This is a genomic window from Actinoalloteichus caeruleus, from assembly GCF_049311605.1.
Lineage (GTDB): Bacteria > Actinomycetota > Actinomycetes > Mycobacteriales > Pseudonocardiaceae > Actinoalloteichus_B > Actinoalloteichus_B caeruleus.
The window spans coordinates 5083582-5107323 of the sequence record NZ_CP186005.1; the positions used below are offsets into that span (position 1 = coordinate 5083582).

21 protein-coding genes and 1 tRNA gene are annotated in these 23742 nt (G+C 72.1%); 11 read left to right on the forward strand and 11 right to left on the reverse strand.

Translation table 11 applies throughout. The features are described from left to right. Nucleotides 1–584 precede the first annotated feature (584 nt). Complete coding sequence (locus ACOJVX_RS20720; protein ID WP_418153754.1) at nucleotides 585–3890, reverse strand: S8 family peptidase; 3306 nt, start codon at nucleotides 3888–3890, stop codon at nucleotides 585–587. 873 nt (nucleotides 3891–4763) lie between these two features. After that, nucleotides 4764–5789, reverse strand: coding sequence for a DUF6319 family protein (locus tag ACOJVX_RS20725; protein ID WP_422647032.1), 1026 nt, complete (start codon nucleotides 5787–5789; stop codon nucleotides 4764–4766). A 191-nt stretch (nucleotides 5790–5980) separates the two neighbouring features. On the opposite strand from ACOJVX_RS20725, the gene ACOJVX_RS20730 reads away from it, so the two are divergent. Beyond that, entirely contained in the window at nucleotides 5981–6718 is a 738-nt protein-coding gene (locus ACOJVX_RS20730; protein ID WP_418153752.1) for a hypothetical protein, read from the forward strand. Between the two features lie 600 nt (nucleotides 6719–7318). Here the strand turns inward: ACOJVX_RS20730 and ACOJVX_RS20735 are convergent. Further along, a complete protein-coding gene (locus ACOJVX_RS20735; protein ID WP_016699963.1) occupies nucleotides 7319–7540 on the reverse strand; it encodes a DUF3618 domain-containing protein in 222 nt (73 codons plus the stop codon). A 272-nt stretch (nucleotides 7541–7812) separates the two neighbouring features. Between ACOJVX_RS20735 and ACOJVX_RS20740 the strand changes: the two genes are divergently transcribed. Next, nucleotides 7813–7886, forward strand: a tRNA-Leu gene (locus tag ACOJVX_RS20740). 48 nt (nucleotides 7887–7934) lie between these two features. On the opposite strand, the gene ACOJVX_RS20745 is transcribed toward ACOJVX_RS20740, so the two are convergent. Next, entirely contained in the window at nucleotides 7935–8738 is an 804-nt protein-coding gene (locus ACOJVX_RS20745) for an aminotransferase class IV family protein (protein ID WP_337661723.1), read from the reverse strand. A 58-nt stretch (nucleotides 8739–8796) separates the two neighbouring features. Here ACOJVX_RS20745 and ACOJVX_RS20750 point away from each other — a divergent pair, with 58 nt between their 5' ends. After that, nucleotides 8797–9234, forward strand: coding sequence for a MerR family transcriptional regulator (locus ACOJVX_RS20750; RefSeq protein ID WP_418153750.1), 438 nt, complete (start codon nucleotides 8797–8799; stop codon nucleotides 9232–9234). Between the two features lie 79 nt (nucleotides 9235–9313). On the opposite strand, the gene ACOJVX_RS20755 is transcribed toward ACOJVX_RS20750, so the two are convergent. Then, nucleotides 9314–10213 carry an alpha/beta fold hydrolase gene (locus ACOJVX_RS20755; protein ID WP_026418991.1) on the reverse strand — a complete coding sequence of 300 codons (900 nt, stop codon included), beginning with the start codon at nucleotides 10211–10213 and terminating at the stop codon, nucleotides 9314–9316. Between the two features lie 150 nt (nucleotides 10214–10363). On the opposite strand from ACOJVX_RS20755, the gene ACOJVX_RS20760 reads away from it, so the two are divergent. After that, entirely contained in the window at nucleotides 10364–10861 is a 498-nt protein-coding gene (locus ACOJVX_RS20760) for a hypothetical protein (protein ID WP_026418992.1), read from the forward strand. 78 nt (nucleotides 10862–10939) lie between these two features. On the opposite strand, the gene ACOJVX_RS20765 is transcribed toward ACOJVX_RS20760, so the two are convergent. The 3 genes from ACOJVX_RS20765 to ACOJVX_RS20775 form a co-directional block, all read right to left on the reverse strand. After that, entirely contained in the window at nucleotides 10940–11905 is a 966-nt protein-coding gene (locus ACOJVX_RS20765) for an amidohydrolase family protein (protein ID WP_103056111.1), read from the reverse strand. Nucleotides 11906–12226: 321 nt separating this feature from the next. Continuing rightward, nucleotides 12227–12958, reverse strand: coding sequence for a chitinase (locus ACOJVX_RS20770; RefSeq protein ID WP_026418994.1), 732 nt, complete (start codon nucleotides 12956–12958; stop codon nucleotides 12227–12229). A 349-nt stretch (nucleotides 12959–13307) separates the two neighbouring features. Beyond that, nucleotides 13308–13634, reverse strand: coding sequence for a hypothetical protein (locus tag ACOJVX_RS20775; RefSeq protein ID WP_051313983.1), 327 nt, complete (start codon nucleotides 13632–13634; stop codon nucleotides 13308–13310). An 898-nt stretch (nucleotides 13635–14532) separates the two neighbouring features. Here ACOJVX_RS20775 and ACOJVX_RS20780 point away from each other — a divergent pair. The 4 genes from ACOJVX_RS20780 to ACOJVX_RS20795 all read left to right on the forward strand — a co-directional run bounded on the left by ACOJVX_RS20780 (nucleotide 14533) and on the right by ACOJVX_RS20795 (nucleotide 18231). Next, nucleotides 14533–15303, forward strand: coding sequence for an ABC transporter ATP-binding protein (locus ACOJVX_RS20780; protein ID WP_418153748.1), 771 nt, complete (start codon nucleotides 14533–14535; stop codon nucleotides 15301–15303). Continuing rightward, on the forward strand, nucleotides 15296–16678 hold the full coding sequence (locus ACOJVX_RS20785; RefSeq protein WP_422647033.1) for a hypothetical protein: 1383 nt from the start codon (nucleotides 15296–15298) through the stop codon (nucleotides 16676–16678). The genes ACOJVX_RS20780 and ACOJVX_RS20785 overlap by 8 nt, the downstream gene beginning before the upstream one ends. Continuing rightward, the gene (locus tag ACOJVX_RS20790; RefSeq protein WP_418153746.1) at nucleotides 16675–17364 is read left to right on the forward strand and encodes a hypothetical protein; all 690 of its coding nucleotides are present in this window, start codon (nucleotides 16675–16677) and stop codon (nucleotides 17362–17364) included. Before ACOJVX_RS20785 ends, ACOJVX_RS20790 begins: the two co-directional genes overlap by 4 nt. Nucleotides 17365–17646: 282 nt before the next feature. Next, a complete protein-coding gene (locus tag ACOJVX_RS20795; RefSeq protein WP_418153745.1) occupies nucleotides 17647–18231 on the forward strand; it encodes a dihydrofolate reductase family protein in 585 nt (194 codons plus the stop codon). Nucleotides 18232–18710: 479 nt separating this feature from the next. Here the strand turns inward: ACOJVX_RS20795 and ACOJVX_RS20800 are convergent, their stop codons facing one another. Beyond that, nucleotides 18711–19109 (reverse strand): hypothetical protein, encoded by a 399-nt coding sequence (locus ACOJVX_RS20800; protein WP_245588820.1) that lies wholly within the window; start codon nucleotides 19107–19109, stop codon nucleotides 18711–18713. A gap of 193 nt (nucleotides 19110–19302) precedes the next feature. Here ACOJVX_RS20800 and ACOJVX_RS20805 point away from each other — a divergent pair, with 193 nt between their 5' ends. The 3 genes from ACOJVX_RS20805 (at nucleotide 19303) to ACOJVX_RS20815 (ending at nucleotide 20874) form a co-directional block, all read left to right on the forward strand. Continuing rightward, a complete protein-coding gene (locus ACOJVX_RS20805; RefSeq protein WP_337661726.1) occupies nucleotides 19303–20223 on the forward strand; it encodes a helix-turn-helix domain-containing protein in 921 nt (306 codons plus the stop codon). Beyond that, a complete protein-coding gene (locus ACOJVX_RS20810) occupies nucleotides 20210–20455 on the forward strand; it encodes a DUF397 domain-containing protein (protein WP_026418999.1) in 246 nt (81 codons plus the stop codon). Before ACOJVX_RS20805 ends, ACOJVX_RS20810 begins: the two co-directional genes overlap by 14 nt. A gap of 179 nt (nucleotides 20456–20634) precedes the next feature. Beyond that, nucleotides 20635–20874: a hypothetical protein gene (locus ACOJVX_RS20815; RefSeq protein ID WP_418153744.1), complete on the forward strand. Its 240-nt coding sequence runs from the start codon at nucleotides 20635–20637 to the stop codon at nucleotides 20872–20874. Between the two features lie 132 nt (nucleotides 20875–21006). On the opposite strand, the gene ACOJVX_RS20820 is transcribed toward ACOJVX_RS20815, so the two are convergent. Next, entirely contained in the window at nucleotides 21007–22059 is a 1053-nt protein-coding gene (locus ACOJVX_RS20820; RefSeq protein ID WP_418153743.1) for an LLM class flavin-dependent oxidoreductase, read from the reverse strand. 465 nt (nucleotides 22060–22524) lie between these two features. Next, nucleotides 22525–23736, reverse strand: coding sequence for a winged helix-turn-helix transcriptional regulator (locus tag ACOJVX_RS20825; RefSeq protein ID WP_422647034.1), 1212 nt, complete (start codon nucleotides 23734–23736; stop codon nucleotides 22525–22527). Nucleotides 23737–23742: the final 6 nt, after the last annotated feature.

Here is a 23742-nt window from a genome sequence, read left to right on the forward strand (position 1 = left end):
TCGGGGTCTGAGCCGGCATCCGCAGTGGCCGGTCGGCTCGCCGGGACGGGACAGGAACCGCGCCGCAACACTCCTGTCCCGTCCGTGCCGTACTCCCCACCGGTGGCCCCGCTCCGAGCCCCTCCCGTCCTCCCCTGCCTCCTTGGCCCTCCCTGGCCGTTCCCTCGCGCGCCGTCCCCCGACGGGCGCTCCTCGCCGGGGAGGGAGTTCCGGGCGTCCAGCCGTAGCCGTGCCCGCGGTCCCCGGGGAGCCGGGGCCGGTCCCGTCCGGGGTTGGTCGAGCGCCGGACGGGACCGCCGAACTCGGCCTGTCCTGAGCGGGAAGCGGGGACAGCCGGCCGTTCCCCCGGACACGCCCGCCCGCCAGGCGCGGGCGGGCAGCGCCCCACCCCCGGTCACCCTGTTGAGGGCGCGCACGGCCACAGGACGGCGAGGCAGGGCCTCCTGGCGTACACGCGCGTACGGCCGGCTCCGCCCTGGGGCGGAACCGGCCGTAGGGGTGCCGAGCCCGGGATCACGAGGGGCGTGGCACGCCCACCCGGTCCCGGCGGGGCCCGGACCAGACCGGACCCCGACCGGCGCTCACTACTCGGAGATGACCTGGTAGGAGCGGATCACCGTCTGCTCCACGCTGTTGCCCGCCGAGTCAGTGGCCGAGGCCCGCAGCGACACGAACCCCTCCTCCGGGTGCTCGACGGTCACCGTGCCGTCCACGACCTCCACGGCCTCCCAGGTCTCCCCGTCGTCCGTGGACACCTCCACCGACAACTCGGTGACCTCACCCACGGCCCGTTCCACGTCCACGGTCAGGACGTGCTCACCACCACCGGGCAGCCGACCCAGCAGGTCGGCATCGCCGGTGGCCCCGGAGAACCGCACGCCGAGCATCGGCTGCTCCTCGACCTCGGTCTCACCGGCGGTGTCCGAGTGGAAGGTCCACCGGGCCTCCGCCGAGGAACCGAGGGTCGACCAGGGCACGTCCCGGACGGCGTTCGCCTCCACGGTGAACTCGGCCGGGCCGCTCGGCAAGGTCGCGAGCAGGTAGGCGACGTCCTCGCTGGAGGCGATGACCTCACCCTCGTGGGAGAGGGTCAGTTGTCCGACCACCCCGTCGCCGGAGGCGCTGTAGGGCTCGTAGAGGTCGGCGTCGGAGGTCGTGAAGAGGCTCGAACCGATCATGGCCTCGTCACCGACTCGCTGGGCGAGTCCGCTCACGGTGAGCGGAGCCAGGTTCCAGGAGCTCTCGGAGGAACCCGTCTCGTAGGTGCTGGTCCGGTCCCAGTACTCGTAGATCCCCGCGTCAGGGTCGCTGAGGTCGAAGATCTCCGTGTAGGAGAGGTTGTCCCCCACGCTGTAGTACAGGGTCTCCGTCGAGGGCACCTCCACCTCCTTGCTCAGCAGCATGTACAGGATGTCGTAGTCGAAGCGCGCGGTGACCGCCCGAGTGCCGGTGGCCTCGACGCCCTGGCCGTGGTAGGTCGCGGCGACCTCGGCCAACTCCTCGTCCGAGGGGGCGAAGAGGATCTCCTCCGGGATCTCGTCCACCAACTCGAAGGCGAGGTGGTACGTGTAGTCCTCCTCCGAGGAGGACGCCAGGACGGGCCGGTACGCCAAGGTGAAGGAACCCTCGTCCGGCACCGCGTACAGAGACGACGTGGCGTCGCCGACAACCCCGAGACCGAACAGGCGTTGCCCACTGACCAACGAGCCGTCCCACGAGGTCAGCTCCGTCGTGCGCTCGGTCTCGGCCCGCACCGGAACGCCGGGGGCGGCGTCCAGCGTGCCCTGGGCGTCACCCGAGGTGACGTCGATCCCCGCCTGGGTCACGAAGGTCTGGTCCTCGGACATCACCTCGTCACCCTCGCCGCCCGTGGGAGTGGGGATGATTCCGAGCAGGTTGTAGGTGCCCTTCGTGAGCCGGCCGACGTAGTCGCCGTTCTCGTCGGGCAGGATCTGGGTGTCCTCCCCGGTCTCGACGTTCTCGGCGACCAGCAGCGCCCACTCCGGAGTTCCCCCGTCGCGGTCCAGGACGGTGAGGTCGAGGGCGTAGCTCTCCTCCTCGACGAACACCCCCGCCGGTGTGGACACCGACACCTCGCCGGCGGTGGCGAGCAGCTGACCGCTGAGGTACCCGGTGGTCTCGTTGACGGTGGGGTCGACGGTGATCTCCACCTCGGCGGTGCCGCCCGCCGGGACCGTCACCTCGCTGGTCGACAGCTCGACCAGCCCGTCCGGGGCCGGCTCGCCCTCCGAGCCGACCACGTCGAAGGCCAGGTCCAGGGTCACGTCCTCATCACCGGAGTTGCGGTAGGTGACGGTCTCCACCACCGGCTCCAGATCGTCCTGGGGCCAGAGGAAGTTGCCCAACGACACCGCCGCCGGCTCGCTGACCACGGTCTGGTTGACGGCCCGTGCCACGTCCAGCCGACCGGCGCCCTGACCAGCGACCCCAATGCCCTCCAACGGCTGGGCGGAGGCCATCAACGCGGCCCGGAGTTCCGAGGACGTCCAGTCGGGGTTCGCCTGCGCCAGCAGGGCCACCGCGCCCGCGACGTGCGGTGCGGCCATCGACGTCCCGTCGGCCGAGGTGTGGTGCTCGTCCACCGGGGACCCCATCGAGGTGCCGGCCGCCCGCGCGGAGACGATCGCGGATCCCGGTGCGGCGATCTCCGGCTTCACCGCGCGGTCCCTCACCCGGGGTCCTCGGCTGGAGAAGCCGCTGAGCTCGTCGGACTTCGTGACGCTGCCCACGGCCAGCGCCGCGTCCGCGGCAGCGGGGCTGCTGACGCTCTCGTCCGCGCCGAAGTTCCCGGCGGCGATGACGAACAGCGTGTCGGTGGCCTCGGTGAGGGTGTTCACCGCCAGCGACATCGGGTCGGTCCCGTCGGTGGGGCCCCCACCCAGGCTCATGTTGACCGCGACGGCGTCACTCGCGGCGGCCCACTCCATGCCCGCGATGATCGCGTCCTCCGGGCAATCGAAGGGGCCGCACACCTTGCCCACCAGCAGGTCCGCATCCGGCGCCACCCCCCGATGCGCGCCATCCGAGGCAGTCCCCCGGCCCGCCACCGTGCCCGCCACATGCGTCCCGTGACCGTCCTCGTCCAACGCCGCGCCCTCGGGGTCGACGAAATTGACCGCCTCGGTGACCGCACCCTCGAAGTCGGGGTGCTCCGGGTCGTAGCCGCTGTCGAGCACCGCGATGGTCACACCCTCACCGGTGTAGCCCGACTCCCACGCCTCCGGCGCGCCCACCTGGGCGTTGCTCTCCTCATCCAGGGGCTGGGCGCGGCCGTTGAGCCACACCCGCTCCACCCCACCGGAGAAAACGCGCGCCTCCGCGTCGTCCTGGGTGATCTCGGACCAGACACCGTCACCGGAGTCCTCGTCCGGGTGCACCGCCACCGCGTTCAGGCTCTCCAACACCCGACCGGTGCTCGCCTCCTCGGAGAGCACCGACGCCCGCGCCCCCGGATCGCTGCCCTCGGCGTAGGAGACGATCAACGGCAGCGGACCGCTGTCGGCGAAGCCCTGCTCCAACAGCCCGCGCACGTCGAACAACCGCTCGTCCAACAGACCCGAACGCACCAGACCCAGCGCGTCGGACGGGATCACCACCAGACGATCCCCGTCGGCGTAGCGGACGAAGGTGACATGCTCGCGCCCCTCCGCCGGTTCCACCCGCACGCCGAGCGCGTCCCCGGCCTCGCGGTGGACGTGCAACCGGTCACCGGTCACCAGCGTCAACACCTCCGCCCGTCCGGAGGCGCTCGACGTGAGCGGAGCATCCCTGTTCGATTGTTCGGCGGCGGTGGCGGAGGGCACGGTGAGGGCCAGGCTCAGGCCCATCAACACCGCACCCCCCGCCGCTGTCAGTCGTCGTGGTCGCATGAACTCCCGCTTCCTTGGCGTCGCCCTCGTGAACCCCCACCGCGTGGCGTCGCGGTGGAAACTCACTCGGGATTTGCTGACGGCGCGTACGTTCACATATCGACCAGTTCACGAACAGATCTCGGTGCCATTCTCGAACCACTGGGCGGGAACAGTGGCCATATTGCCGAGAGCGCTCCGCCGAACGGCGTCGACCAAAAGTACGAGGCGAACCGGCCGGCTGGCCCCGCACCCGAGAAGGCGGCTCGAGCACGTGCACTGGCACCCCACCCCTCCACCAGGGAACGGCGGCGGCCCCGTCACGTCGCGGTCCCGCGCCCGCAGCCGTGGTCGAGGTCGGTCCAGCGGGCCCACCGGCGACGACAACGGATTACCGGAATCAGGGGAGAAGCATTCGGCGCGATGGTTAAACTGTCGCGGAACACGACCGCGTTCCTATCACCGAATTCGCCGTGCGTTCTCTCCTCGTGCGACGCGCGCCCTCGAAGGGAACCAGGGATGACGGTGGCGGTGGAATCGCCAGCTCACCGCCAAGCCGATGGCGCCGGGACGGGCACCCACGATCCTCGCCAACCACGCCACGACGACGCCTCGCCACGAGACCGGCCACCCGGACGGTCAACCGTGCCCGGAGACCGGGCTCGCCCTCGTGGCCGGGTGGGGCCGGGTGGGCGGCCGAGCGGGGAACGGCTGGTGCGACGTCCCGCCCCCGCGAGGTCGGGCCAGCGGCGCGGTGGTGGCGGGATCAGGCAGCAGACCGGGACGACGTGGCGCACGGGGATGGAACGACCCATCGTCCTCAATGCGGGCGGGCGACGCGGACCGGCCGGCCCCGCCCGCGAGGGCAGAGCCGGCCGGGGATGGCGCGGTGGTTCAGCTGCTGGCGCCGACCGGCTGCGGGGTGGCCGCGGAGGCCGGGTCGGGGTCAGCGGCCACCTCGGTGGGCGTGACCTCCGAGGTGGCGGCACCCGCACCGACCGGCGCGGTCTCGACCTCGGGGGCCGGCGCCGGTTCGGGGGCGGATTCGGCCACGGCGGTCTCGGCGGGGGTCTCCGCCGGAGTCGCCGGTGCCTCGGCCGGGGGCTGCGGCGCGGGCCGAGGAGCCACCTCGGCGACCGGGGCCGGCTCGGCCTCGACCTCGGAGGCCTGGGCGACGTCCGACGGCTCCTCGGCCGGCTCGGGCTCCTCCGCGGCGGCCGGCTGCGGGGTGAGCTCGCCGAGGAGACGCCTCGCCTCCTCCAGCTCGGCCTGCAACTGCTCGACGCGCGCCCGGTGCTGCTCGCGGGCCGCCTCCAGGACCGGCTCGATCGCGGCCTCAACGTCCTCGTGGAGCAGCGCGACGGCCTGCGACACGGCGGCCGGGCTGACGGTCGTCGGCTTGACCGCCTTCTTGGTGCCCAGCGTGACCTCGGCCGTCCAGAGGCCGTCCTGGGTGGACGTCAGGGTGAGTACCGCGGCCGTGGGCGCCTTGGCCTTCTTGGCGCTTCCCGCCTTCGCCTTCGAACTCCCGGGCTGGGACGTCGATGACTGTTCGGACACGGAACCTCCGCTCGTGGATGGGGACTTGGGCAACGCCGCGCCGGGCGCGGCGGAGAACGTGGGGCTCGGGGGGTTGGCCGGCTTCTTCGCCGCCGGCGCGGCGTTCTTGCCGTCCTTGCGCTTCCGCCCCGGCTTCTCGAGCGTGAGCTCGCTGGTGGAGAAGGTCAGGGTGTCCTGGGACCCGGTGGGAGTGACCTGGATGAAGTCGCCGTCCGCCGGGTCGCCCAGGCCCACGACCTTGCCGGACTTGCCCGCCTCGACCCCCACCGCACGGGACGTGAACCAGACCGGGGGCTGGCGTCCGGCGGCGAGCTCCTCCGTCAAGTATTGAAGATCCTGCTGGGACAGCACTTTCGGCATCGCTTCTCCTTGATCACGGCGCGCGCTGCCAGGGTGTCGCACCGGACCGACACCCTCCACGCACACCACTTTCACCCGTCAGAGGGGGCCGACACCCTCAGTAACGGCCTTACAGCGTGCCGTTCCGCTCCCACCATGCGGGTCCCGTCATCCGGACGGACGATGAGGCCATGTGGGAGGGGAGTAGCACCATGGAACTTGCACCCATCACGGTCAACTACGTGCAGGACGGGGAGGACTGGACGGTCACCGTGGTTGGCGAGGAGAGTTCCCGGACCGACCACGCGTCCGGCCTGCTCGCGGCGCGGGCCCGCGCCGACGAACTGATCGAGGAACTCTCCGGCGGACATCCCGTCGCAGTGCACCTGCTTGACGGTGACGCCGTTGCCTTCACCCGTGCCTACCTGTACGCCAGGCACGTGGCACCTCGGGACCACGGCGACACCGAGCGGAAGACCGCCGCCCAGTCCGGTTCGGACACTGTAGCCGATCAAGATCAGCAGCCAGCCGCCCCCGTCGGCGAAGGTGAGTCCACTGTGGCCGGTGTGACTGGTGGGTCTGATGTTTCCGCGAAGACCTCTGATCGGCCGGTGGACGCCGAGGCCGGGGCGGCGCGGGCCGCGTCGACCGACGAGGCGGGGACCGAGGTACCTCCTCCGGCGACGGGCGCGGCGGAGGAGACCACGTCCGACGTCCAGTCGCCGTCGGCGCCGGCCGCCGGGGACACCGACCAGGCGGGCAAGGAGGACGAGGACGAGCCCGACCAGGCGGAGTCGTCGACCGGGCCGGGGTTCGACCGTTCCGCCCCGGCGGCCGACACGAGCACCGGTGGCGGGGGAACGAAGCCGGCGGAGGGCGAGGGCGGGGCCACACGGAAGAAGAGGTCCCGCTCCGACTCGGCGACGAGGCGCGGGAAGCGGGCGAGCTAGTAGCGGCGGCCGAGCCGGGGTGGGGCCGGTCGGACGTCCCCGCCGCACCGGGCCGCCGACTCCGCGCCCAGCGGGAGTCGGAGACCGCCGTGACCGCCGCCCACCCCGCATCGCGGCCGTTACCACCCGCCCGAGCAGGCCCCCGCCGTACCGTGCCTCGGGGCGGTGACGGGGCGTGGTGGCGGACGTCCGCCGTCGTCAGCGCCAGCGGCGGAAACCGAGCGAGCCCCAGGGCCTCGCCGGGGAGCGCACGTGTTCGACACCGCCGGGTACCACGGATGCGGGTCCCTGCCTCGTACGCGCGACCACGCGCCGCGCGCTGAAGCGCGGATGGCGGAGGGAAACACCTGGCAGGCCCGGGCCGGGGAACGCTGCCCGCCGGAACGGGAGCCTCGCGCGTTCGGGGCATCGTCGGTGCGGCCCGGAGCGGATCCCGGAGTGGGCAGGACCGCCGCCGGAGGGGGCGAGGACCGCGGCCGTTCGGAGGAGGAACGTCGGGAGCGAGCCGAAGTGGACCCGTCCGCGACGCGCGGGCCGAAGCCACCCTCGGCATGGGTCGGGGGCGGAGCCGGCACCCGGCACCGCCCCCGACGACCTCGCTCAGCGGAACAGTTTGCGCAGCAACGCGAACGCGATCAGGGCACCGATCGCCATCAACGAGTACTTCACCCGAGGGTCCGCCAGCCTCTCCCGGGCGCTGGCCTTCCCGGACTCGATGAACCGCTGCGGGTTCGCCTTGCTACCCAGCTCGTCGAGCGTTCCGGCCAACGCGGTACGAGCGTCTTCGATCTCCCGCTCGATCTCGTCGGGGTCGCGAGCCACGTTTCCTCCTCACAGCAGTGCGGACCAGGAACTCGTGCACGACCGGCACGACCGGACCGGCCGGGCGACCACCCGACGCGGCCAGCAGCGATCCTGTTTCCGACACCGTAGAGGACGCCAGTCGGGCGAGCGAACGCGCGGCGGGTGCCGGTCACGGGCACCCCGCGCGGGCGGGGACGACGGGAACGTGGTCTCGCTGACACAATCGCGCCCCCTCGTCTCACGAGAGTGATCTTTCCGTTACCCTGTGGTCCGCGTCGGAACGGCGCGCGGGGGCCGTAGCCCAATTGGCAGAGGCACACGGTTTAGGTCCGTGCCAGTGTGGGTTCGAGTCCCACCGGCCCCACAAACACCCCGAACTCCGAATCCGGTCAGTGGGACGTGGGTCCCTGGTTCACGGAGCGAGTAGCGGTTCCTCCTGGTAGGCGCGGTGCAGCAGCTCCAGGAGGCGCGGGGCTGACGGGAGCGGCACCTCTCCGATGCGGTCCACCGCCACTCCCGGAGTCCACGAGTTCATCACGACGGCCCCGGACAGCGCGGGCAGGTCGTCCAGCCGCACCTGCTGGCTCCGCTGGGGGATGCCCAACCGGTCCAGGCCCCTGCGCACGATCCCCATCGTGGTCCCACCCAGCACGTGGGCCTCAGGCCACACCACCGCCTCACCGTCCCAGAAGGCCACGTTCCAGATCGTGGCCTCGCTGAGCCGGCTCCGGCGGTCGACGAAGACGGCATCGTCGAAACCCCGCGCGACGGCCTGTCGGAGGAAGTACGTCTTGGCGACCTCGCCGACGTGCTTGACGGCGGGAAGGACCCGTTCGTGATCGACGGCCATCAGTGCCAGCGGCCCGATGGGGCCGGTCGCGGGTGGGGCGGTCCGAACCAGCACCTCCAACTCCGCACCAGCACCGCCGGCGGTGAACTCGCCCGCCGGCGAGTACACCGTGGCCGTCAGCGAGAGGTCATCAGGCCCCGCCGCGAGCGCGGCGCGCAGCAGGGACCGCACCCGTTCCTCGGGCAGCGCCCGCCCGAACAGCTCCTCCGAAGCGGTCCGCAACCGATCGAGGTGCAGATCCAGACCACGCACCCGACCGCCACGTACCTGCATGGCGGTGAAATGGGCGTAGCCGGAGAAAGCGAGTGGGGCCAACTCATCGGCGGTGGCCGTCCGACCATCGCGCTGCACGACGTGAAAGGACATGGGAGGACCGTAGGATCTGCCGTCCACGTGAGGTTCAAGCGCGTATGAGGGAGATCACGTGCGGATCGGTGACCTGGCGCGGCTGAGCGGAGTGAGCCCACGACTGCTGCGCTACTACGAGGAACGTGGACTCCTGACCTCGCACCGCGTGGGGCACGGACACCGGCGGTACGCCGACGACGCCCCGATCGTCGTTCATGACATCAGGGCGCTGCTCGGCGCTGGCCTGACCACGAGCGCCATCCGGGAGGTGCTGCCCTGCGCCGGGGCCGGGCCCGGCACTGGAGCGCTGTGCGGCGCCGATGTCGCGCGAACGGCTCCGGGACATCGACGACCGGCTCACCACCCCGCGACACGCGCGGACCGCACTCGCCGACCCGCTCGCCGCCACGGAGGACGCCAGCGAGAACCCGGCGAGGACACCACCGAGGACGCCAGCGAGGACGCCAGCGACGAACGACCGGTGGCCCCGCCCAGGGGGATCGGACCAGGCTGAACCGCGAACACCGACAGCGGAGGCGATTCCCTCTCGGTGCGCGAGCGCTGGTCGCGATCCCTCCCGGCGGAGCGCGGCGTCAGCCGAGGATGTCGAGGAAGTCGAGGACGTGGCCCGCGATGATGTCGGGAGCCTCCAGGACCATGGCGTGGCTGGCCGCGACGTGCTCGACCCGCACCCGGGGGTTGGTCCGCGCCACGGAGTCGAGGTCCCGTTCGACACCTCGCCGCCACGCGGCGAGCAGGTCGGCGTACCGGTCGGCCTCGGGCAGGTCGCGGGTCGCCGTGAGGACCAGCACCGGGCACCGGGCGGCGGCGAGCGGCTCGGTGAGGTCGAGGGCGGCCATCCACGTGCGGAAGGCCGCCACCGTCCCGGGATCAGGGCGTGCCACCGTCAGCCCGTCCCGGACGGCCAGGCCACGGTCGAAGGCCTCGACGGCCCTGTCCCCGCCGGCGGTCCGGTGCTGGGCGCGGGCGGCCTCGACCGCCTCCGGCTGGAGCGGCTCGGCGAGCGCCGCCGCCTGTGCCGCGAAGTCGGCGCTGAGCTCGGCCAGGCGCGCCGCCAGCTCGTCCGGGTCGATCCCCAGGTAGTGCCGTTCCTCGGTCTCGACCCCCCGGAAGCCGTCGATGTTCACCGCCCCGGCCGCCTCCGGGTGGTGGCCGGCCCAGAGCGTGGCGACGGCACCGCCGAGCGAGTGGCCCACGACGACCGGGCGCTCGGCGCCGAGGTCGGCCACGACCCGGTCGACGTCGTCCACGAGGGCCTCCCAGTCCCAGGCGCCGTCACCGGAACGGCCGTGGCAACGCAGGTCGCAGGCGACGACCCGGTGGCGGCTGGTCAACAGTGGGACGAACGCCTCCCAGTTGAGCGCGTTCCCGCCGAATCCGTGCAGCAACACGATGTCGCGGCCGGTCCGCTGGCCGCCGTGGTCCCGCACCACGAGCCTCGGTGATCCCTCGACGTGTCGTTCCTCGACCATCGTCCGCTCCTCCACCCTCGTCAACTACTTGACGGAACTCGTCAAGTAGTTGACGAGAACGTAGAATACTTGTCGCCGGCCGTCAAGTAGTTGGGCTGGCGGCCCAGCCGCGGCGCGAGCGGCGGGATCCCATCGTGGACGGAGGCGTGGTTGACCCTGGAGAACGCGCTGCGGGACCAGCTCGTCGCGCTGGTCGACGCCCGGTGCGTGGATCCGCTGGAGATCCTCCTCGAGGACGCGGACACCGCCGACGCGCTGCGACACCGGGTGCGGGAACGGGCCCCGGCCTGGGCACGGGCGATGGTCGCTGGCGACGACGCGGAAGCCACCCTCGCCATCACCCGCGTGATCGCCACCCTGTACCCCGGCGACGGCCCCTTCGACCCACCGGCGGACTGGTGGCGCACCCCGTTGGGGACGATCACCGCCCGCCGGGTGGGACACCCCAGCGCCCACGCCCTCTCCTACCCCGTCGCGGGCGCCATGCTCGGCATCAGCAGGCAGGGCGTGCACGACCTGGTGAACCGGGGCAAACTCGAGCGCCACCCCGACGGCGGTGTCACCGCCTCCTCGGTGCGCGACCGGTCGCGGGCCAACGCCCTCCCGCAAGCGCCACACCACCCGGGGAGCGGCGCGGACCGGAGCTGACCGGCCGAGTAGGTGTCGGCACGGGGAGACGGGCGCCAGCCACGGGCATCCCGAGCCGCGCCCGGACGCCTTACCGGTTCAGCTGGTGGGAGACGCCAGGCGGGGGAAGAGGCGCACGGCGTTGTCCTCGAAGACGGCCCGCCGCAGTTCCCCGTCGAGCAGCGGGGTCTCGGCGAGGCGGTCCGCGAGCTCCCGGCCCAACGCGGCGGGGAAGAACGGGTAGTCACTCCCGTAGTGCAGCCGGTCCGGGTCGGCCAGCGAGAGCAGCGCACCCAACAGCTCGGGCACCGGGGCGCCGGCGAGGTCGAAGTGCAGTCGACGCATCGCGGCCCGCAGGCTCGGCGTGCTGCGCCCCTTCGGCACGGCCAACATCGGGACCAGCAGGTCCACCCGGTTCGCCAGCACCGGGAGCACCGCACCCGCGTGGGAGACGACCACCCGCAGGTCGGGGTGCCGCTCCAGCACCCCGGACAACACCAGGTCCACCACCGATCTCGTGGTGTCGAAGGGGAACTCCAGCGCGGGTTGCGGGTACCCCAGCGCCAGGTGCTCGGCGACGAAGGGCATCGCCGGGTGGACGAAGACGACCGAGCCCCGGGCCGCCACCTCGGCGTAGACGGGTTCGAGCCGCTCGTCCCCCAGGTAGAGACCGTGGTGGTTGCTCTGGAGGATCACCCCGTCGGCACCCAGGACGTCGAACGCGTGGCGCAGCTCGGCGACCGCCGGCTCCACCTCGGGTAGCGGCAGGGAGGCGAAGAACCCGAACCTGCCCGGATGCTCGCGGACCAGCCGGGCTCCCTCCTCGTTGACCCGGCGGGCGAGGTCGACCGCGCGGTCGGCGTCCCCGAAGTGGACTCCCGGGGTGGAGACGGACAGCATCGCCGTGCGCACGCCCAGCCGGTCCATCGTGCGCAACGCGAGCTGTTCGTCCCACTCCGGGAGCGAGGAGATGGCGGCCCGCCGCCCATGACCGGACTCGGCGAGCGCCTCCCGGTAGAAGTCCGGCAGGTAGTGCGCGTGCAGGTCGATTCTGCCGCCGGACATTCACGCTCCTCGTGTCGACGGGCCGGGCGCGGCGAGCCGCACCGCTTGCTGGACTATAGGCCGGCGGCGCGTCGAACGAGTGACACGAGGGATGCCGTGGACGGTCACGCGAGGCGGGCGGCGCGTGGGCGCGGCACGTCCGACCGGTCCCCACCGGGCTCCGCGTCCGGCGGAGGGGCGGACCCCCAGCACGGCGAGGCAGCTCCTCCCCCGGACGGCGACGCGGCGAGGCCCGCCCGGAGCACCGGACGGACCTCGTCGACGTGCGTGTGGTGGGTGGGCTGACCGATCCGCGTTCCACGGGAACGGCCGGCCGCCGGATCAGCAGTACAGGTTCCCGCCCGGCGTGGTGCCGAGGATCTGCGTGAAGCGCTGGTAGGTGTCGACCCGGCTCTGCACCTGGCCGGGGTTGGCGCCGTCGCACTCCAGCGCCCCGTTGATGCTGCGGATGGTCTCGCCGAAACCGTGGCCGTTGACGATGGCGTGGTGCGGGGTCATCGTGCCGGGACCGCTCTGGGTGTTCCAGTACCAGAGCGCCGTCCGCCAGGCCACCGACGCGTCGTTCTGCACCAGCCAGGGGTTACCGAGCAGGTCGAGCCCCAGGGCGTCGCCGGCCGCCTTGTAGTTGAAGTTCCAGCTCAGCTGGATCGGACCCCGCCCGTAGTAGGCGGCCTGCCCGGCCGGGCAACCGTAGGGCTGGCTCCAGTCGCAGTAGTGCGGGTAGTTCGCCTCGTTCTGCTCGACGATGTGCACGAGCCCACCGGTCTCGTGGCTGGCGTTGGCCAGGAACGCGGCGGCCTCCCGCCGCCGGGTCGTCTCGTCCCCGGTGTTCGTGAAGCCGGGGTAGGAGCTGAGCGCGGCGGTCAGCCCCTGGTACGTGTAGAAGGGGTTCCGGTTGGGGAACATCTGGTTGAACTGGGCCTCGCTCACCACGAAGCCCTGCGGCGCGGCCGGTTCGGCCGTCGCCGTGCTCGTCGTCATCGGTGCGGACACCAGCAGGGCACTCACCGCCGCCACGGCGGCGACTGCCTTCACCAGGCGTGTGATGGACACGTGATCGCTCCTTCGTCCAGCGCGAAGCGCACCGGGGAACTGGGAACGCGCACGAACGCGGGCAGGGAACGGCCGCTTCGCTTGGGGGATCGGATGGGATCGCCCCTCACTGAACCGGGTTGGTCTGAACCAGTCAATGGAGCGAACGAGTGTCAACCGGACGTCTGAGCGGAGGCGCCCTCCTGGGCCGTCCGGCCCTCGACCGGATGAACCGCGAGTCCGGACCCGCCCCGGACAGGGGGCCACGAACGGCGCACCCGCGCTCGGCGAACCGGCATCGCTCCCCCGGGCCAGCGTGATCCGTCTCCGCGTCCGAGCCGCCGGCGAGCGGCTACCGGGAACGCGGTCCTCACCTCCGCCGCCCGACATCCTCCCGGCGCCGGAGGGCACGGCCGTAGAGCCACATGGTGTGCCGGGTCCCGCCGGCGCGGGCGTGCGCGCGTCGCACCACGAAGGTGACCAGCCCGGCCCACTCCCCCGTCGTCGTGCGCTCCCAGGCGACCAGCTCCCCGGGCACCTCCGACGCCAGGTCCAGCCCCTCGGGCACGGGCGGACGACCGGAGGTCGGCTGGTTCAGGGCCGCGCCGAGGGACACCCAGACCGGCTGGGCGGGCCGCACGGCACGGTAGGTGTCCCGGGACCACCCGGGAACCGGCGAGCCATCACGTTCGAACACGCGTTCGATACTCTCCCGTGCCGCCGCCCCACCGCAAACCTGGGGAGGAACGTCACCCCGGCAGGAACGAGGCAGCCCGGGAACGGACGCGCCCAGCCCCACCACACTTCCCCGAGCCCCAGGTCACGACCGGACACGGCGCCCGGCCGCCAGCCCCACCCCCAGGGCACGAGGGGCCAAGCCGGGGAACCGAGCGCACCACCCCGGCGCGCGGACACGTCCGACCCGACCGATCCGGTCACCCAGCGCGGTATCCCAGCGGGACGAGCACACCCAACACCCACCCGTCCGGCGGTTCACGGGAAGAACAGGCACCTCCCTCCTGTCGTGGAATACGGGCGGCCCCTGCGCCAATCCCGCCGCGGCGTTCGGGGCCGCACCACGCACCCCCGGAAGAAGTATTCACCAGGAGCCTGTTCGGAGTATGACTCGAATCATGGCGGACGCGGTTGCGGACGACAATCCCGCCCTTATACCTTCCCGAAGCCACGATGGTGGGGAGATTCATGAGGCGGTGGGAACCAGCCGTTCCACCCACCGTCGCCGGAGTTTCCGCGACCTGGACGGAAGGATCCCCCTGAGCGTCACCGCAGGCCACAGCAACCAACCACAGCCCTGTCGCCTTTCGGGGACGTTTGTCGCGAGGGAAGCACCGCTGCCCGATGTTCCCGTGCCCCGACTCGAACAGGAACGGTTGAGATCAGGCACCCCACCTCCCACACCGGGATGCGATGACGGCGACGAACGCCGACAGTGGAACCAGGAAACACCGGAATTCCTCAGCCGGCACCCGCGACTACGCTGATTCGCGGAACGAGCTGCCACGGGCACTTCACCCCGAAGTCGAGGAATCACGCCCCCACCCCCGGAAAACCCGATCCCGTTGAGGATGGCGACCGTGCCGAACGCACCCTTGGTGAAGGCCCGCGGGCTACGACGACAACGCGGTAGGACCACGGTCCTCCACGACGTCGACTTCTCGGTCGACAAGGGCGTGACCTGCCTCCTCGGCCCCAACGGGGCGGGGAAGACCACGTTGCTCGAGACGATCGTGGGCGTGCTCAGCCCCCAGGGCGGCTCGCTCCTGGTATGCGGTCAGGACGTGAGCCGCCCCTCGGGCGTGGAGGCGGTCCGGGCCAGCACGGGATACCTGCCCCAGCGGTTCACCGCGCTGCCCTCCTTCTCCACCCTGGAGTTCGTCAGCTACACCGCGTGGAGCAAGGGGCTCTCCGCCCGACGGGCGCGGGAGAACGCGGCGCGGGTGCTCGGCACCGTCGGTCTCGCGGCCAGCTCGGGCACCAGGACCAGGAAACTGTCCGGCGGCATGCTGCAACGGCTGGGCATCGCCTGCGCCCTGGTGAACGAGCCGGCGCTCCTCGTCCTGGACGAGCCGACGGTCGGTCTCGACCCCGCGCAGCGAGCCTCCTTCCGCGCCCTGGTCCGCGCGGTGGGCAAGGAGACCCCGACCGTGCTCAGCACTCATCTCACCGACGACGTCGCGGCGGTGGCCGACTCGGTCCTGCTCCTCTCCGAGGGTCACGTGCGCTTCCAGGGGACGCTGGAGGAGTTCCTCGCGCCCGAGGGAGCCGACGGCTCGCGCTCGGAAGCCGTCGAAGCCGCCTACCTGCGCCGCCTCGCGATCCCCGCTGGGGGGTCGGCACATGCCTGAGGGCACGGAGCACCCGCTGTCCACCGCTGGTTCGTCCCGCGCGCGGCGCACGGCGTTCGCGCACGCCGTCCTGTTGGAGTCCCGGCGGTCCCCGGCCTGGCTGCTGGTGCCCGCCGTGGTCGGGCTCGGGCTGTTCGCGGCGTTCGCCGAGCTGACACCGGGAGTGTCGTACTGGGGCAACGCGATGGCCGCCTCGCAGGCCTCCACCATCGCGAGCGGCCCGGTGGTCAGCGGCGTCGCCGCGCTCGTCGCGAGCCGCGACCACCGGATGGGGCTCGGTTGGCTGGACGAGGTGGCGGTCCGGGGCCCGGGGTTCCGCCACGGTGCGCGACTCCTCGCCACCCTGCTCTGGGCGTGGCTCGGCCAGGGGCTGGTCCTGGCCGCCGTGTCCACCCGCATCCTCGTCGGCAACACGTGGGGCGAGCTGGAACCACTCGCGCTCCTGATCTCCCCGCTGGGTCTGTCGGCCTACGCACTGTTCGGTTATCTCGTCGGTGTCCTCCTCCCCCACGTCCTGACCGTCCCCGTCGTCGCGCTGGCCGCCTTCTCCCTCCACGCGGTCGGCTTCGCCCTCTCCCCGACGGCGGAGGCGCTCCTCCCGGCTCGGCAGCAGCTGGTCAACGTGTGGACGGCGGTGCCGGCCACCCTCCACCTCCGGTTGGTGGTCTGGTTCCTGGGGCTCGTGCTCGCGTTGCTCGCCGTCCTCGTGCTGGTGTGCCGCCTACGCGACCGCCACCAGCGTCGGCGGCCGTGGCGGCTGGTGGCCCTCGGCGCGGCGGCCGTCGTGGCGTCGCTCACCGCCATCCCGGTCCTCGCCCTGGGCGGGCGGACCACCCTCGCGGCCGAACCGCCCTTCACCCCGGTGTGCACCTGGCACGGGGAGCTGGAACTGTGCCTGCACCCGGCCTTCGACCACGCCTCGGCCGATCTCGGCGCCCGGCTCGCGGTGTTCCACGAGATGGCCGGGGACTCGCCGTTGGCCTTCGACCGGGTGGAGCACCGACCACGGGGAATGGGAGAGGCGCCGGTAGGGGAGGGCGTCGCGGTCCACCTCGACGACACCGCCGAGGGCACCCTCGTCGCCGCCGTACAGGAACTCGCGTTCAACCTGTCCGGCCTGGACGAATGCTTCCGCCCCTTCGACGAACGCGTGGAGCAGGGCGTCGAGGACCCCGACGCGGCCGCCGGCTACAACACCCTGGTGTCGACGGCGATCGCCCAACCCGGGGTCCCGGTCGCGGACGCTGGTGGGGTGTACCGGGAGGCCGCCGACTTCCTCGCCGGGTTGTCGGTCCTGGAATGGCGGGAGTGGCTGTCCCGGCACGGCGCGGCCTACCAGGGGTGTGCCCTGACCGAGGAGGCGTTCTCGCGATGAACGGCACCGACGCCTCCCGCGCCCCCGACCGTCTCGCGGAGCCGGACCCCGGCCTCCCCCGCGCGCGCCACCCCCTGCTGTCGTTCCTGATGGCGCGGAACACGGCGTGGATCGTCGGGACCGTCCTGCTCGGAGCGCTGGCCAGCGCCACCGTCGGCGCGATGACCTTCGCCGTGGGTGGTTCGGTGCCGGTTCCGCTGCCGTTCGCCGTGGTGATGCCCACCCTGCTCGCCTGCGCGGTGGCCACCTGGGCCACCTCCGGGGTGCCGGCCACCGATCGCGGTGCCGTGCGTCGCCTGGCCTGGTGGACGCTCGCGCACCGACTCGGGTGCTCGGGGTTCGCCGCCCTCGCCCTGTGGTTGTCCACCCCGGAGGTGGTGGCGGACTTCGGGGGCGGGGACGCGGCGGCCGTCCTGCTGGCGTTGACCGGCCTGGCCTGGGTGCTCCAGCTGGTCCTGCCCGCTCCACTCGCGGTGCTGCCCGTGATGCTGGTCGCCGTGCCCGGGTTCGTGGGCCTGTACACACCGGCCACCGGCGGGGACACCGCGCTGGTGAACGGGCTCCTCGGGTGGCTGGTGGGCCAGGACCCCTGGGGCCACGCCTGGGTGACCTCGCTCGTCCTGTTCGGCGCCGGTCTCGCCGCCAGCTTCGCGCGCCGGGGCGTCCCGCGCCCCGCCCGCTGGTAGGGGCGCCAGCCGACCCCGGTGGCCCCGACACCGACGGTGGGTCGGGGCCGGCCCGGCCCTGGGACGACCTACCGGCGCCGTCCCCGGGACTCGCCCGTCCCGGGGACGAGCGGCTTCCCGACTTCCGCGCGGCGGCCGGGGATCCGCGAGGGGAGAGCAGGTGGTGGGTCGGACAGGCTCGCTCCCGGGAAAACGGGTACGCCCGGACTCGGGGGGCGGGGTAGCGTGCGACCGGCCCACGGCCGGGGTCCTCCCGGGCGGAACCTCGGGAAGGACGACCTGATGCGCGAACTGACCTACGTCGTCGCCAGCACCCTGGACGGCGTCATCGCACCGCCGGACGGCTCGGACCCGTCGGCGCCGGGCGGGCTCTTCGACATCGACGGCGACCACCTGGGCACGCTCGTCGACGAGTACCCGGAGTTGGTGCCCGTCCAGGCGCGGCGCGCCCTCGGCATCGACCCGCCGAACCGCACCTTCGACACGGTGCTGGAGGGCAGGGGTTCCTACGACATGGGGCTCCGGGTGGGCGTCACCAACGCGTACCCGCACCTGCGCCACCTCGTGTTCTCGCGGAGCCTGACCGAGAGCCCTGACCCCACGGTCGAGCTGGTGTCCGGCGACCCGGTGACCGTCGTCCGCGAACTCAAGCGCGAACCTGGCGCGGGCATCTGGCTCTGCGGGGGCGGGCGGCTGGCCGGTGCGCTGCTGCCGGAGATCGACCGACTCGTGATCAAGCTGAACCCGGTCGTCGCCGGCGCGGGCATCGCCCTGTTCGGCGGCGCGTTCGACCCCACGGGGTTCCGGCTGGTCGAGACGAAGGCGCACGACAGCGGCGTGCTGTTCCTGACCTACACGCGTTCCTGACCGGGCGGGGCCGCTCGGCGTTCGGCACCACCCCCAGTTGGTCCGACTCCCGGGCGCCCGCCCCGTCAGGTCGTCCTCCCGGTGCCGCTTCCCGCGCCTCGGGAGGATGTCGGCACCATCCCACTCCGCTGACGCCTTCCTCCCGCGCCCGACCCGCTGGACGCCCAGCCGTCGAATCGCGGGAGGCCGCGTCCAGCTCACGGCCCGCCTCCACGATCGATGAACGCTCATGGGAGAAGGAGACCGGCGCGATACCTTTCACCACGGGATGTGGTGCGAGGCCATCGCCTGAACCACCACGTCCACTCCCCTCGACGATGCTGACGGCGGAGGCCGAAGCCGTGTCGAACACGTCCTCGACACATCGCAGGAGCCCTCAGCGTTCCTCAGACGAAGTCGGTTGGGGATTGCCCCGATCTCCTCAGGGGGCGAGCTGCCTCGCTGGCTTCGACCTGCGAACCGCAGGGAGCGCGGTGAAGTCAGCCGTCGTCGCACGGAGTCGCAGCGGCCCTCGTGACCCAGACCAACCGGGCAGTGATGTGGCGCCCCCAGCTGAACCCGCGTAGCGCGCTCTCCGGAGATCGCAAATGCATTCGAGAGCAGCCATCCACGTCGACAACCTCCACGTGGTCGGCGAATGCGATTCCCCACGCCGCGATTCGCCCGTCCACGCGATCGCCGTACTCCTGCACCACCGCGAACACGCGCGGCGCGAACTCGGCAACCATCCCCTCCAACAGGGCGGCGAACTCGCGCTCACCGCACAACGGCGGTCGATCCTCAGGACTAGGCACAGTGCTGTCCAGCGGGTTGCGGTAGTCGGCGTCACATCGCCACTTCCCGCTGGACAGTTCGTCCTCCCTGGTCACTGCGGTCATGTTCGCCCTCCCACCTGTAGCGGATACCCCGGCCGCGCAGGACACCCGGCCGAGCGTGGCTTGAGCCACCCCGCACTCAAACTCACCTTGTAGATCTTAAATTTTGATTCAACAGAACGCGAGTCCTCCGATGGGGTGGTCTGTTGGTGTTGACCGACCGCTCGCGAGCTGGCACCTCGAAAGGCGGTTATGGATGACGGGCACACTGACCTCGACGCTGACGAAGGAGGTTGGGGTGCCCGAAACATCAAGTCCTACGGTATGGCGGCGCTGGCTGGCGCTGGAGCTCACGCGCTTGCGCCAGGAAGCTGGACTTGATCAGAAAGATGTCGCGAAAGCCCTGCGCTGCACGGTCGGCAAGGTCTCGTACTACGAGACCGCCGAACGACCTGTGGTGATCCGCGACCTCGACGAGGTCTTACTGCCGCTGTTCAACGTGCCGATGGAACGTTGGCCGGACTACGTTCAGGCCGCCAAGAACTCACGTCAGAAAGGTTGGTGGGAGAGCCACGGCTCCGACACGCTGCCGAGCTGGTTCTCCCTCTTCATCGGCCTGGAGCAGGGCGCATCGCAGGCCCGGATATACGAGGCACAGTTCATTCCCGGCCTGCTGCAAACCAGGCAGTACGCCAGCGCGCTACTTCGTCGGAGCACGGCGGAACGCGCGGAGGACGAGATCGAACGCGCCGTGCAGTTGCGCCTCAACCGTCAACGCGTGCTCTCCCGCAGCCCCGAACCTCTCCGGTTGTGGACGGTCATCGACGAGGCTGCCCTGCGCCGGGTTGTCGGCAGTCCGCAGGTCATGAGAGACCAGCTCCTCCACCTCGCTGGAGCTGCGGAGCAGCCCAAGATCACCGTGCAGGTCATTCCGTTCACACGAGGTGCCCATCCCGGCATGACCGGACCCTTCGTCGTCATCGGGTTCCCCTGGCTCACAGATCCCGGCGTCGCCTACATCGAGCACCGGTCCGGTGCGCTCTACCTGGAACAACCGCACGAGATCGAGGCGCACAACGTTGCCTTCGAGCACCTGTGCGCGCTGGCTCTCACTCCCGACGAGTCTGCGAGAATGCTTCGGGATATCGCAGAGGAGTTCGATCATGACCAGACCTGACCGGGCGCACCGGGACCGCCTCGACGGCGCGGCGTGGCGCAAGTCCAGCTTCAGCTCCGACCAGGGCGGGGCGTGCGTCGAGGTCGCTCCGCTGCACGACGGCAGGATCGCCGTGCGCAACAGCAACCATCCCGGGGGAAGCGTCGTGTTCTTCACCCCTGCTGAGATGGACGCTTGGATCAAGGGCTGCAAGACAGGCGAGTTCGACGATCTGACGGTAGGCAAGGGGTAGCGGCCGCACGATTCCACCGTGAGGCTCCTGCCGGGTCTCGCGTGCGCCAGGAACCAACGTGCGCCGGGGGGTACGCGCTGCTCTGTGAACACCGCCGGTACGACGGACACTCGGGTGCGTGGTCGGTGAGGCATGCTGACAGCGCTCTGCTTCTGCCCTTCCGGGACAATCGGCGACTGGTGGATTCACCATCGCGAGAGAGCCGGTCCGACTGTCTACGGTTCGACGCGGTCGGCGACGGGCGGCTGGCCGGTGCGCTGCTGCCGGAGATCGACCGACTCGTGATCAAGCTGAACCCGGTCGTCGCCGGCGCGGGCATCGCCCTGTTCGGCGGCGCGTTCGACCCCACGAGGTTCCGACTGGTCGAGACGAAGGCGCACGAGAGCGGCGTGCTGTTCCTGACCTACACACGCTCCTGACCGGGCGGGGCCCGAGGACGACACGCACGGGCTTCGATGACGTGACGACGGGGCTTGGAGAACCCCAGCCCCATCGTCGCGGACCCACGGCCCGCTGAACGTCCAACGCCACCGCACAGCCGCGCGCGGGAATCAGCGGGTGGTGGCCCCGGCCGTCCCGGGCCGCCGCCATCCCAGGGCGGGTGCCACCTCGGTGGCGAGGAGCCGCAGGGACTCGATGAGGCGGTCAGGCGCCAGCCTGGCCGGGAATGCCTGGACGAGCAGTTCGTCGGCCAGGCCCACGGTCGGATCCGCCGCGAGCAGTTCCGCCACCCGCTCGGCGTCGCCGTACACCACGCCGTCCTGGACCAGCACCCGTTCCGGGCGGATCTCCTCGGCGGCGGGGTCCTCGGCTCGCCGCTGCCGCAGGTAGGGGCGGAGCCCGTCGAGCAGCTCAGCCCGCGCGGTCGCCGTGTCGGAGGAGACGTGGACCGTCCGGGACACCCCGATCCTCGGCGTGCCCCCGCCGAGCGGTCGCCATGCCTCCCGGTAGGCGCGGACCAGGTCCAGTTGGCGCTCCCCCGGCGGGCGGTCCGAGTCCGGTGCGTTGCGGGCCAGGAGCAGGCCGGTGCCCTGGGCGCCCGCCCGACGCGCCCCGGACACGCTCATCGCCGCCTGCCACAAGCGCCCGGTCAGCTCGGGGCGAGGTGGGCTCAGGACGGCGCCGCCGGGCAATGGCTCACCGGCCAGCGCCGACCGCAGCTCCCCGATCCGCTCGGCGAACTCCTCCCGACGAGCAGCGAAGTCCGCGCCCAACGCCTCGAAGGTCTCCGGCTCGGAGCCGGACCCCACACCGAGTTCCACCCGGCCGCCGGTGAGGGCGTCGAGGACGGCGGCGTCCTCAGCCACCCGCACCGGGGACTCGGTCGGCAGGGTGATCACGGCGGTGCCCAGTCGGAGCTGACTGGTCCGCTGGCCGGCCGCGGCCAGGAACACCAGCGGAGCCGGGACGCTCCCCCGGTGGGACCCGAAGTGGTGCTGGGCCACCCAACCGGTGGCGTAGCCGAACTCCTCAGCCGCCTCGAAGATCCGGAGGCCGTCCGCGTAGGCCGCGGCCGCGTCGCCCTCGCCCTCCAGCCTCGCGAAGAACCCCAGGCGGGGCCCCGATTCCGGGGCGGTGGGGGTGGGCGTTCCGGGAGTGGGCACGGGTCCGTCCTCACGCTGTTCCGGGCTGCTGTCCTTCCTCGCCACGGGACCGCCGCGACGGGGGTCCCGTGGATCCCTGACGCTACCGGGAGGAGTCCACCGGGGACCGTGGCCGGTGACCTGCTGTCCGGAATCGACGGCCGGGCAGCACGCCCGACGACGTGTCTCCTCCCGGCCGATGGGCCCGCGGCCCGCCCGGATTCGGACGCGGTCGAACGGGGTCGGAGACCATGCCGCGCGACGGCGGCGTGCCGTTCCCGACCTCCTCGCGTTCCCGACCTCCTCGAATCCCGGTCGAGCGCCACGACCGGGATTCGACGGCACCGGGCCGGCGCTCCGAGCACCCGTCCGGCGACTGACCAGCCTGTCGCACGCGCCGGGAGATCCATCCGAGCTCCGCCGCCGCGCGGCCGGCGCCCGCCGCGCCGGACGTGCCGCCCCACGCGGGTCGACGGCCAGCGGCCATCACTCCGACGCCGTCGTCCGCTCCCGCGCGTCCCCGCCCGCCGCCCATCCGTCGAGTGCGCGGAACACCGCGTCCAGTTCGCGGCCCCGCGCGGTGAGCCGGTAGTCGTTCCTGGGAGCTGAGCCGTCCGCCACCCGCCGCTCCACGAGCCCTTCCTCGGTGAGGAGGACGAGGCGTTCGGACAGCACCCGCCGGGACAGTCCGGGGATGGCGGAGAGCAGGTCGACGAACCTCGCCGCACCCCGGTGGAGCACGTAGAGGATCTCGGGCACCCAGCGGCGGCCCAGGGTCGCGAGCGCGGCGGCGACGGGTCCGTCGAGGGGGTGGCCGCTGTCCTCGGTCGCGGCCGGGTGGTCCTCGGTCGGGTCGGGGCCCGAAGCCGGCTCCGGGGTGCGGGCTCCCGCACCAGCGAACACCGGAGTTACTTTTTGATACTCCCTTGGGATGGCCTGGCCCGCGTCCTCGCCGGGCCGCGCCGCCACCGACCCGCGAGCGCGGTCGGCCACCAACACCCCGATCCCGTCGAGCACCCGGGCCAGCCCGAACTCGAAGCCCTCATCGGACACCAGGGTCTTGTCCGCGGCGGAGGGATCCACCCCGACCACGCTCGCGGCCAGCGTGGGCAGGTCGCCCCCCTCGAACAGCGCCCGCAGGTCCGGCAGTCGCGACTCCCACCACGTCGCGGCGTCCACCCCGCTCGTCTCCCTCGCCCTGGCCTCGACGAGCTCGTAGAGCGCCGCGCCCTGCACGTAGTCGCCGAGGGTGACGTACACCCGACGCGCCTCGACGGGCGACAAGCCGGCGGCGACCGCCGAAGCGGCGACCCACTCCGCCGCGGCCAGCACCTTCGGCCCCAACGGCGGCCTGGCGGTCATGGCCACGACCCCGAGCACCCACGGGTGCCGCCGGTACATCGACCGCTCCTGCCGCGCGGCGAGCTCAAGCCGGGCGCGCCAGCCCGAAGGGCCCGGCACCGGGTGGCGGATCTCGCCGAAGACCTCCTCGGTCATCAGGGCGGTCAGGGCGGCGCGGCCGGGGACGTGCCGGTAGAGCGACATCGCGCCGGCGTCCAGCTCGACGGCGAGGCGACGCATGGACAGCGCGGGCAGCCCCTCCTCGTCGGCGACCGCGATCGCGGCCCGCACGATGCGCTCCACGGTGAGCCCGGTCCTGCCGGACCGCTCCGCCGCCCGGTCGTCGTCCTCCGCCACCCCGCC

Excerpts from the sequence above, each read along its gene's own strand:
- ACOJVX_RS20720 (WP_418153754.1), bottom strand. The coding sequence starts at position 3,890 with ATGCGACCACGACGACTGACAGCGGCGGGGGGTGCGGTGTTGATGGGC.
- ACOJVX_RS20725 (WP_422647032.1), bottom strand. The coding sequence starts at position 5,789 with ATGCCGAAAGTGCTGTCCCAGCAGGATCTTCAATACTTGACGGAGGAG.
- ACOJVX_RS20730 (WP_418153752.1), top strand. The coding sequence starts at position 5,981 with ATGGAACTTGCACCCATCACGGTCAACTACGTGCAGGACGGGGAGGAC.
- ACOJVX_RS20745 (WP_337661723.1), bottom strand. The coding sequence starts at position 8,738 with ATGTCCTTTCACGTCGTGCAGCGCGATGGTCGGACGGCCACCGCCGAT.
- ACOJVX_RS20755 (WP_026418991.1), bottom strand. The coding sequence starts at position 10,213 with ATGGTCGAGGAACGACACGTCGAGGGATCACCGAGGCTCGTGGTGCGG.
- ACOJVX_RS20765 (WP_103056111.1), bottom strand. The coding sequence starts at position 11,905 with ATGTCCGGCGGCAGAATCGACCTGCACGCGCACTACCTGCCGGACTTC.
- ACOJVX_RS20785 (WP_422647033.1), top strand. The coding sequence starts at position 15,296 with ATGCCTGAGGGCACGGAGCACCCGCTGTCCACCGCTGGTTCGTCCCGC.
- ACOJVX_RS20790 (WP_418153746.1), top strand. The coding sequence starts at position 16,675 with ATGAACGGCACCGACGCCTCCCGCGCCCCCGACCGTCTCGCGGAGCCG.
- ACOJVX_RS20795 (WP_418153745.1), top strand. The coding sequence starts at position 17,647 with ATGCGCGAACTGACCTACGTCGTCGCCAGCACCCTGGACGGCGTCATC.
- ACOJVX_RS20800 (WP_245588820.1), bottom strand. The coding sequence starts at position 19,109 with ATGACCGCAGTGACCAGGGAGGACGAACTGTCCAGCGGGAAGTGGCGA.
- ACOJVX_RS20805 (WP_337661726.1), top strand. The coding sequence starts at position 19,303 with ATGACGGGCACACTGACCTCGACGCTGACGAAGGAGGTTGGGGTGCCC.
- ACOJVX_RS20810 (WP_026418999.1), top strand. The coding sequence starts at position 20,210 with ATGACCAGACCTGACCGGGCGCACCGGGACCGCCTCGACGGCGCGGCG.